Source organism: Botryobacter ruber (assembly GCF_003347595.2).
Lineage (GTDB): Bacteria > Bacteroidota > Bacteroidia > Cytophagales > Hymenobacteraceae > Pontibacter > Pontibacter ruber_A.
Genome location: NZ_QCZK02000013.1, coordinates 20,638 through 30,108 on the forward strand (window position 1 = coordinate 20,638; position 9,471 = coordinate 30,108).

The 9,471-nt window shown below is 50.6% G+C and carries 10 protein-coding genes; 9 read left to right on the plus strand and 1 reads right to left on the minus strand.

The window, feature by feature from the left end; genetic code table 11:
• From DCW36_RS02410 to DCW36_RS02445, 9 genes are all read left to right on the plus strand, one after another.
• Complete coding sequence (locus DCW36_RS02410) at positions 1-588, plus strand: hypothetical protein (RefSeq protein WP_114784494.1); 588 nt, start codon at positions 1-3, stop codon at positions 586-588.
• A gap of 227 nt (positions 589-815) precedes the next feature.
• Positions 816-1,064 (plus strand): hypothetical protein, encoded by a 249-nt coding sequence (locus DCW36_RS02415; protein WP_114784470.1) that lies wholly within the window; start codon positions 816-818, stop codon positions 1,062-1,064.
• Between the two features lie 44 nt (positions 1,065-1,108).
• Complete coding sequence (locus tag DCW36_RS02420) at positions 1,109-2,020, plus strand: M20/M25/M40 family metallo-hydrolase (RefSeq protein WP_114784472.1); 912 nt, start codon at positions 1,109-1,111, stop codon at positions 2,018-2,020.
• Positions 2,021-2,519: 499 nt separating this feature from the next.
• Positions 2,520-3,245: an outer membrane beta-barrel protein gene (locus DCW36_RS02425; protein ID WP_240676021.1), complete on the plus strand. Its 726-nt coding sequence runs from the start codon at positions 2,520-2,522 to the stop codon at positions 3,243-3,245.
• Positions 3,246-3,356: 111 nt separating this feature from the next.
• On the plus strand, positions 3,357-4,379 hold the full coding sequence (locus DCW36_RS02430; RefSeq protein ID WP_114784476.1) for an SDR family NAD(P)-dependent oxidoreductase: 1,023 nt from the start codon (positions 3,357-3,359) through the stop codon (positions 4,377-4,379).
• 78 nt (positions 4,380-4,457) lie between these two features.
• Entirely contained in the window at positions 4,458-4,979 is a 522-nt protein-coding gene (locus DCW36_RS02435) for an NUDIX domain-containing protein (RefSeq protein ID WP_114784478.1), read from the plus strand.
• Between the two features lie 136 nt (positions 4,980-5,115).
• Positions 5,116-5,280: a DUF6728 family protein gene (locus tag DCW36_RS22435; protein ID WP_164891009.1), complete on the plus strand. Its 165-nt coding sequence runs from the start codon at positions 5,116-5,118 to the stop codon at positions 5,278-5,280.
• 2 nt (positions 5,281-5,282) lie between these two features.
• Positions 5,283-5,636, plus strand: coding sequence for an MmcQ/YjbR family DNA-binding protein (locus tag DCW36_RS02440; RefSeq protein ID WP_114784480.1), 354 nt, complete (start codon positions 5,283-5,285; stop codon positions 5,634-5,636).
• Between the two features lie 141 nt (positions 5,637-5,777).
• Entirely contained in the window at positions 5,778-6,251 is a 474-nt protein-coding gene (locus tag DCW36_RS02445) for a MarR family winged helix-turn-helix transcriptional regulator (RefSeq protein WP_114784482.1), read from the plus strand.
• 257 nt (positions 6,252-6,508) lie between these two features.
• Here DCW36_RS02445 and leuS read toward each other — a convergent pair whose 3' ends face one another.
• On the minus strand, positions 6,509-9,280 hold the full coding sequence (gene leuS / locus DCW36_RS02450) for a leucine--tRNA ligase (protein ID WP_114784484.1): 2,772 nt from the start codon (positions 9,278-9,280) through the stop codon (positions 6,509-6,511).
• Positions 9,281-9,471 lie beyond the last annotated feature (191 nt).

The following is a 9,471-nucleotide window of genomic DNA, read 5'->3' on the forward strand; positions in this document are numbered from 1 at the left end:
ATGATATTCCTAAGATACGTTAATTACAGCTTGCTGCTGGCCCTGGTATGGCTGGGCTTTGCCTGCGGTACCAAAAGCGATGTAGATGCCTTTAAGGAAGCATCTTATAACCTGGTGAGCGTAGATGCCGTGCAGCTGAATGGCATAAACCTGCTCGAAAAAAGAAGAGCAGAAGATTTTTCCTTTCAGGATGCGGCGGTGTTGTTTTCTGCTTTCTCCTCCAATAAACTCTCTGCTTTTTCTACACTCAACCTGAATGTCGATCTGCCGGAAGGGAGCGAAGAACGCACCATGAAGGTAACGCAGCTCAAGTGGCAACTGCTGGTGGACGGGCAGCATGCGGCGCAGGGGCTGGTAAGCGAAGCGGTGGAGCTGCGAAATGGTTTGAATACCGTTTCGGTCAGTACCCCCATTACCCTTGCCTCCGAAAACGGGCAACCGAACTTAAACAACCTGATCCGGCTGGCCACGCTGCTGGCACAGGAAGATAAAAGCAAACGCCCGGAGGTGGTTCTGCAGATAAAACCTACCATTCAAACCTCCATCGGTCCGTTTGAATCGCCGGCATTTATCAACATCAAAAAGTAAAAAGGAAGGTCAGCAGCGCTGGCCTTTTTTTATGCACTTTCAGCAGGGTTATTATTCTGAAAAGCAAGAGCAGAGGCTGTGGAGGCAGGTGCAGTAAGCTTTTTATGGTCAGGTGGTTAGGGTGTGTTTGGTTGAGTGTAGTTTGTTGTTAATGTTTGAGGGATAATTGTATTATTTGATTAAAAAAAACGTTTAGGAACCCGCAGGGCCTTCTCCTTGTTACATTTTTGATACAGCTGATTTTCAACTTTACTGTAGCCAACGAAATGTACAAAGACAGATATCAGACCGACCAGAAAAGAGCAACGCAGGCCTATACACAAGACGGATGGGTGAAGCGAAACTACCTGAGAGATTTCGCACAGATTGTTTCCAGCAGCGAAGCCCATAAAACCGGGCAGGAAAAAGAGCCTGGCTTTGTGCTGCAACAGCAAAGCTGGGTGCCCTGGCCAACTCTCCGCAGCTTACTGAAGTAGTAGCTATTCTTCTTTAAAACTCCTTTCTTTGAGTTTTAAGAAACATGAAATACCTGCTGATTTTCCTTTTAGCTGTTTGCCTGCCTGCCCTGGGCTTTGCACAAGGGGTGGTGCTGGACAAGGAACAACTGCTGGAGGATGTCAGCATCCTGTCCGCCGACTCGATGGAGGGGAGGCGGAGTGGCACTGCCGGGAACAGAAAGGCGCAGGCGTATATCGCCAGGCGCTTCCGGCAGATCGGCCTCAAATCCTATAAGCCCCGTTACCGGCATTCCTTCAAATTACAGCAGGCACCTGCCGGGGCCGCTCCGGGGGCTAACCTGGTGGGGTACATCCCCGGCAAATCCGAAAAAGTAATTGTCGTTTCTGCGCATTACGACCATGTGGGCAAGCGCAACGGCAGCATCTACAATGGCGCCGACGACAATGCCTCCGGTGTAGGCGCTTTGCTTGCAGCGGCAGCCTGGTTTAAAACCCATAAGCCTGCGCATACGCTGGTGTTTGTGGCTTTCGATGCCGAAGAAGCCGGCTTGCAGGGCGCTGCGGCCTTTCTGCAGCACCCACCATTCCCTCGGCAGCACATCCTCCTGAACGTGAACATGGATATGCTGAGCATCAACAGCAAAGGCGAACTCTACGCCAGCGGCAGCTATCATACGCCCGCTCTGAAGCCTTTCCTGCAGCAAGTGGCAGCGCGTCCGCATGCCCGGCTGGTAGTGGGCCACGACCTCCCGGAGCAGGGGCACGACGACTGGACAGAGCAATCCGATCATTTTCAATTTCATAGGCGCAACATTCCTTTCGTTTATTTCGGGGTAGAAGACCACGCCCATTACCACAAACCCACCGACGATTTTGCCAACATCCACCCGGACTTTTATGCCGATGCAGCTGCACTGGTTATTGATTTTATAGCAGCCATAGATGCGCAGGCCGGTAATTTAAAGCATAAATAGTGCTACCGTAATTCCTATTGTGTTCCGATCTTCCTTTCCCTGAAGCGCCTGCTGCAGGTTTTTACATGAAATTATACCAGATAATAAATAACCTATTCCATCAAATAACACTCCTTTTGTCATCCCCGTAGGGGATCTTGTGAGCAAGCTGCACTTAGACCAGCTACAAGAAAGTTTAAAATGGAAGCCCCTTTTAGTTAACCAAAGTGCAGTTCGCCCACAAGATACCCTACAGGGATGACAAAGGAGGAATAGTTTTGTGGAACTGAGTAAATACTATCTGGTAGTATGTATAATTATAAAATGGAAGTTTTGGATTGTGTGATCCGGGAACTACCTTTGCAGCTTCATCAGGCAGCGGGTGTTGCAGGCAGAATGTTTGAATGACATTTCAGGAACAAGCTTTGTTGCATTTCAACGTTTTGATGATACAACGCTATCTTTAACTCTTTTACGCGTACTTTTACCTGTAATGAACAGGAACTTCTGCTTTTCCCTTTTGCTGCCGCTACTACTGCCTTTTTGCGCAGCTGCGCAGCCAGGTTTTCTGAAAATTGACCCGACCAGTAAAGTGGCGGAACATGGCCTGGTGCTGCAGGTGGGTGGTGGCGTAGCTGCCGTAAACAGCGATATCTGTAAAACCCCTGACTGTAACCGGCTGGGCCCAAGCATCAGCCTGGGCGCCCTTTATAAACTGAGCCCGAACCTGGCCATCAGTTCTGAGTTAGATTATGTACGCTTGGGGGCCACAGAAGACAACCCAAGGCGACCGCTCAATGTATCGTTTCGAAGTGAAGTCATCGGGCTTTCCGGGGCTGTGGTAGTTAACCTGAAAGACAGTTACAGTGGCTCGGGTAATTACCGCTCGTTGCGCAAACGTTTTGTTGTGCCGTATGTTAAGGTTGGCGCAGGCCTCGTTTACTACACGCCCACGTCCTACCCGGGGCAGGGCAACCTGAACGACTCGCAGTACACCTACGACAGTGAGCGTAATTACCCTGCCGTGGCCCTGCTCGTACCACTGGGCGGGGGGCTGCGCTTCCGCTTTTCGGATAAGATCAGTGTGGCGCCGGAGCTGGTTTACTACATCACGTCCACCGATTATCTCGATAACATTGGCCCGCGGCTAGGAGATGGTTCATCTACGGACCATTATGGGGTGGCTGCCGTAAAGGTGCTGTACACGCCGTCGCTTAAAAATAAAATTTTCTCCAAGTTTAGATAAGATAAGTTATAACATTCCTCCGAAGCTAACCACTCCCTGCATCTGCCGTAAGTTTACCGGTAGGCGCAGGGAGTTTTTCTTTGCACCTGTTTTTTTAATAAAAGACCAAACATGAAAACAGAGGAAAAGAGAAAATTATGGTGGCTGGCCGCAGGAGCCGGAGCACTGCTCGCTATCAGAGCCATCAGCCGGAAACTGACAGCGTACGATTTCAGCGGCAAAGTTGTATTGATAACAGGCGGATCGCGCGGGTTCGGGCTGGTAATGGCACGCCAGCTGGCAGCGGAAGGCGCCAGGCTGGTGCTGTGCGCACGTAATGAACTGGAACTTGAAGATGCCCACATCGAACTGGCCGGCAAAGGGGCTGATGTGATGGTGGTAAGGTGTGATGTGACCAAGCAGGAGCAGGTGGAGGAGATGGTAAGCCAGGTGCAGAACAACTTTGGTCCAATAGATGTGCTCATCAACAATGCGGGCATCATACAGGTCGGTCCTGTCGCTGAAATGACGATCGAGGATTTTGAGGAATCCATTAACATACATTACTGGGCCCCCATTTATACCACCCTGGCCGTGCTCGATTCCATGAAAGCAAGGGGCGGAGGACGTATTCTGAATATTTCTTCGATTGGTGGAAAGATAAGCGTGCCGCACCTGGTGCCCTACAGTGCCGGTAAATTTGCGCTCACAGGCTTGTCGGAAGGGCTGCGGGCGGAGCTGAAAAAGTACAACATCATTGTCACCACGGCGGCTCCCGGGCTCATGCGGACCGGCAGCCCGCGGAATGCTTTTGTAAAAGGACATCATGAAAAAGAATATGCCCTGTTTAAATTGATGGATTCCAGTCCGTTAACCTCCATCAGTGCTGAAGAATCGGCCAAAGAAGTGCTGAATGCCCTGCGCCACGGCGATGCCGAGGTGGTAACTACGCTGCCCGCAAAATTTGGCGCGCTCGTGCATGGGCTGTCGCCGGAACTGGTAACGCAGGCTTTTGCGCTGGTAAACAGTCTGCTACCCGGGGAAGGTGGCATTGGCAAAAACAGGAAGAAGGGCTACGAGAGCGAATCAAGTTTATCCGAGTCCTTTTTTACAAAGCCGACCGATAAAGCGGCACAAAAAAATAACGAGGTCTGACCCTGCTCCGGGCGGTGCTGTTTTGGAACCTGTTAAAATATACTTAAATTTCAACATCAACACCTGCCACAAGCACACATGGACATACTAAAAAGAGAAACTGCCTACGACGGCTTCTTTAAAATAAAAAAGCTGACCGTTGAACAACACGGCCATATTTTTACGCGCGAGCAGTTTGACCGGGGCGATGCGGCAGCTGCCCTGGTGCACGACACGGTGCAGGATAAATATATCCTGACCCGCCAGTACCGGATTGGCTCTGAATCGGAGCTTATTGAAGTAGTGGCAGGCATGGTAGACAAAGGGGAATCGCCGGAGGAAAGTATTGTGCGCGAAATAGAGGAAGAAATCGGCTACCATGTAAACCACCTCGAGCACATTCATACCTTTTATTCATCGCCCGGAGGCGCCACCGAAAAGGTGTACTTGTATTTTGCGGAAGTATCGGAACAACATGCGGCAGGCGGGGGAAACGACCACGAGCATGAACATATTGCAGTTACTGCCTACACACCGGAAGAATTTGAGCAATTGCAAACGCCCGATGCCAAAACCATTATTGCCCAGCAGTGGCTCAGGCTGCGCCGGCTCTCCAAGTAAGGCAGCGGACCTGGTCTAAAAATTTTATCCCCGGAAAAATCTTTTTTTCACTTCGGGTGTTACTATAGTAGCCGGTGCAGGCAAACCGCCACAGGCGCCGGTGTTTTTTTTTATTTTTGGATTTACGACAGCTGTTATGAAGGGATTATTTGATTTTACAGAGGTATCTACCTACTTTTTTCGCAAAAAAGACCCGAACCGCAAGACCAACTTTAACCTTCGGGCTATGCACACCATCAATAAAGTATCGATGGTAATGTTTTTACTTGGCGTAATTTACTTTGTAATAAAACACCTGTAACCTTGAACATAGAAGACTTCAGAGATTATTGCCTGGCCAAGGCAGGTGTAACAGAAGAAACCCCCTTTGGCGAGGATACGCTGGTGTTTAAAGTGTGCGGAAAAATTTTCGCACTCACCAGTATCAGTAATTTCGAAGCAGGCATTAACCTGAAATGTGATCCGGAACTGGCAGTAGAGCTGCGTGAAAAATACCCGGCTGTACTGCCCGGTTACCACATGAACAAAAAACACTGGAACACAGTGTTGCCAGGTGGCAGCGTAACAGATGTGCTCCTGCGGCAATGGATAGATGCATCTTATCAGCTGGTCGTTCAAGGCCTTCCCAAATCACAGCAGCAGGCGCTGCATCTTTAGGCTGTTCTTTTTGTCCATTATTCCTTCCGGTGTCGTAGAAGTAAGTAATAGAAATTTTAAGATATTTAAATGGCTGAATATCTTGTGTTAGTAATTATTTCTATTATTTTTGGTCATTATTGAAACCAGCTTTTATTGAACATGCAGATTGAAACCGAGTTAGGACCCAATTACACATTTAGAAACGAATTTCAGAAAGGATGTATAAATGTTGTTTATACCTCCGGTTTTGTTTTTAATTTTTACGAGCGTTTTTTTAAGCGCTATGAGCTTACCTTTCAGCAGTACAACATCCTGCGCATTTTACGAAACAAACATCCCGAACCGGTATCTACGTCTGTGCTGCGCGAGGTAATGCTCGATAAAATGTCTGATGTGTCGCGCCTGGTAAGCCGCCTTGAAGCCAAAGGCTTCTTAACTGTTTCGCCTAATCCTGTTGATAAGCGACTGGTGAACATTGTTATCTCAGATAAAGGCCTCAGGCTGCTGGCAGAAATAGACAAGGAGTTGCACGTACTGGACTCCATGTTCCAGGATTTAACAGAAGAAGAAGTAATCCAGCTCAGCAACCTACTGGACAAAGCCCGTGCCTCGGTGCGAAAAATGAACCTGTAATTACAGCGCTGTGCTTCCTGTCTCTGCCATACATATGCGCGGCAGCGACTAGGATCTTATTGTCTGCTCTTTGCGCTGCCCAAGAGGTGAATTTTCTTAAAATAGTTTGCTGCACCAGCCACCACAGCCACTGCTGTTCATTTTTTCTTCCATCAAAGTACCTTTCTTCCGCAGAAACAACAGCCGGTATATAAAAGCAGAAGCCGCCAGGTTGAGTGCTGGCGGCTTCTGAAAGTTAATTGGTAAGATGGTAGGTATTATACCACCAGGTTGATTATTTTGTTTGGCACAATAATGATTTTCTTTGGTGTTTTGCCTTCCAGGAATTTGGCTACCTGCTCATCGGCCACCACGGCTTTCTCTATTTCCTCTTTTGGCGTGTCGAGCGCGAAGTTGATCTTGGCGCGCATCTTACCGTTGATCGAAACCGGGTACTCAAACGTATTTTCAACCAGATAGTTTTCATCCCAGGCAGGGAAGGAGGCGTAGCTGATGCTGTCGGAGTGGCCCAGCTTCTCCCATAGCTCCTCGGCAATGTGCGGGGCATAAGGCGCCAGCACTACCGTAAGCGGCTCCAGGATCGTGCGCTTGTTTGTCTTCAGCTGCGTCAGTTCGTTCACGCAAATCATAAACGTGGACACGGACGTGTTGAACGAGAAGCGCTCGATATCTTCTTCCACCTTTTTGATGGTCTTGTGCAGCGACTTCAACTCAGCAGGAGATGGCGCTTCCTCCGACACGGCAAAGTTGCCCGCGTTGTCGTGGAAGAGCTTCCAGAAGCGGCGCAGGAACTTGTTAACGCCGTCCATGCCGTTTGTATTCCAGGGCTTGAACTGCTCCAGCGGCCCCAGGAACATCTCGTACATGCGCAGCGTGTCGGCTCCCAATCGCTCCACAAGGTCATCCGGATTCACCACGTTGTACTTCGACTTCGACATTTTTTCAATCTCCACACCGCAAACGTACTTGCCGTTTTCGAGGATGAACTCGGCATTGGCATATTCGGCACGCCATTTTTTGAAAGCTTCCAGGTCCAGCACGTCGTTCTCCACAATGTTCACGTCCACGTGGAGCGCCGTTGTTTCGTACTGATCTTTCAGTCCGTGGGAGACGAAGGTGTTGCTGTCTTTTACGCGGTACACAAAGTTTGAGCGCCCTTGGATCATGCCCTGGTTGATGAGCTTTTTAAACGGCTCGTGCTCCGGTACCAGCCCCAGGTCGAAGAGGAACTTGTTCCAGAAGCGGGAGTAGAGCAGGTGCCCGGTCGCGTGCTCGGAACCGCCGATGTAGAGGTCCACGCTGCGCCAGTAGTTTACGACTTCCTGGTCTACAAAAGCCTGCTCGTTTTTTGGGTCCATATAGCGGTACCAGTACCAGCTGGAGCCGGCCCAGCCCGGCATGGTGCTAAGCTCGTAAGGGTGCTCGCCCTGATATTTCCAGTCAACAGCGCGGCCCAGCGGCGGCTCACCGGTTTCGGTGGGCAGGTAGGCGTCGATCTTCGGCAGCTCCAGCGGCAGCTCGCTCTCCTGCAGCAGGTGCGGAATGCCGTCTTTAAAGTAAACCGGAACCGGTTCGCCCCAGTAGCGCTGGCGGCTGAACACGGCATCGCGCATGCGGTAGTTGATCTTGCCCTTGCCAATGCCCTTGTCTTCGAGGAACTTCACCAGTACCGGCAGCGCCTCCTGGTAGGTCATCCCATTGATGAGGTCGGAGTTGATGTAGCGGCCTTCTTTGGTGGCATCGGCCTGGTGCTCGATGTCTTTCTGCGCATCCAGTATCTGGATGATCGGCAGGTCGAAGTGTTTGGCGAAATTCCAGTCGCGCTGGTCACCGGATGGTACGGCCATCACAGCGCCTGTTCCGTATCCGGCCAGCACATAATCGGCAATGAACACCGGCACGCGGGCGCCGTCAAACGGATTGATGGCATAGGCACCGGTAAAGGCGCCTGAGATGGTTTTTACATCCGCCATACGCTCGCGCTCGGAGCGGTTTTTCGCCACCGCCACGTAGGTTTCTACCTCAAACGCCTGCTCTTGTGTCGTAATTTTATTTACCAGCTCATGCTCCGGGGCCAGCACCAGGAACGACACGCCGTAGATGGTGTCGAGGCGGGTGGTGAAGACTTTTATTTTTGCATCGGAGTTTTCCAGGGCAAATTCCATTTCGGCGCCAACCGACATGCCAATCCAGTTGCGCTGCATTTCCTTGATCGGCTCCGGCCAGTCGATCTCCTCCAGCCCCTGCAGCAGGCGGTCGGCATAGGCCGTGATGCGCATCATCCACTGGCGCATGCGCTTGCGCTCCACCGGGTATCCGCCACGCTCCGATACACCGTCCTTCACCTCGTCGTTCGCCAGCACCGTGCCCAGCTGCGGACACCAGTTTACGATGGCTTCGGCCACGTAAGTGAGTCGGTACTGGAGCAGGATTTCCGCTTTGCGGTGCTCGTTCATGTCCTGCCATTCTTCGGCTGTAAAAAAGGGCACGTCTTCATCACAAGCGGCTTTTACGGCGCCGTTTCCTTCTTTTTCGAACGTAGCGATAAGCCGGGAGATGGGTTCTGCTTTGTCGGTGGTGGTGTTGTAGTAGCTGTTGAACAGCTGCATGAAAATCCACTGCGTCCACTTATAGTAGCCGGGATCGGAGGTGCGCACTTCGCGTTCCCAGTCGAAGGAGAAGCCCAGGTTTTTGAGCTGCTCTACATAACGCTTGATGTTTTGCTCGGTAGTGATAGCAGGATGCTGCCCGGTCTGGATGGCGTATTGTTCTGCCGGCAGACCGAAGGCATCGAAGCCCATCGGGTGCAGCACGTTGTATCCTTTGGAGCGCTTGTAGCGGCTCACGATGTCAGAGGCAATGTACCCCAGCGGGTGCCCTACGTGCAGTCCCGCCCCGGAAGGGTAGGGGAACATATCGAGGGAGTAATACTTTGGTTTGGAATCCAGTGCTTTGGCTTTAAACGTCTGGTTTTGTTCCCAGTAGCGCTGCCACTTTTTCTCAATCTGACTAAAACTATACTCTGACATCGTTATCTTAAAAAGCTGGTTCGAGGTTAAAACGCGAAGTTAAGTAATCGTATGTAAAATGCTGCATATTTTCGGGCTAAACCGGGCAGGTTTCCAAAACATTGTTGTCCGAAACCTTAGCCAGAAAGAATAAGCTGGTCGAGTAGTTTAGGATTTCCTTTGCAAAGAATTACAATATCTCTGATAATATC

Excerpts from the sequence above, each read along its gene's own strand:
- leuS (WP_114784484.1), bottom strand. The coding sequence starts at position 9,280 with ATGTCAGAGTATAGTTTTAGTCAGATTGAGAAAAAGTGGCAGCGCTAC.
- DCW36_RS02410 (WP_114784494.1), top strand. The coding sequence starts at position 1 with ATGATATTCCTAAGATACGTTAATTACAGCTTGCTGCTGGCCCTGGTA.
- DCW36_RS02420 (WP_114784472.1), top strand. The coding sequence starts at position 1,109 with ATGAAATACCTGCTGATTTTCCTTTTAGCTGTTTGCCTGCCTGCCCTG.
- DCW36_RS22435 (WP_164891009.1), top strand. The coding sequence starts at position 5,116 with ATGAAGGGATTATTTGATTTTACAGAGGTATCTACCTACTTTTTTCGC.
- DCW36_RS02435 (WP_114784478.1), top strand. The coding sequence starts at position 4,458 with ATGGACATACTAAAAAGAGAAACTGCCTACGACGGCTTCTTTAAAATA.
- DCW36_RS02445 (WP_114784482.1), top strand. The coding sequence starts at position 5,778 with ATGCAGATTGAAACCGAGTTAGGACCCAATTACACATTTAGAAACGAA.
- DCW36_RS02430 (WP_114784476.1), top strand. The coding sequence starts at position 3,357 with ATGAAAACAGAGGAAAAGAGAAAATTATGGTGGCTGGCCGCAGGAGCC.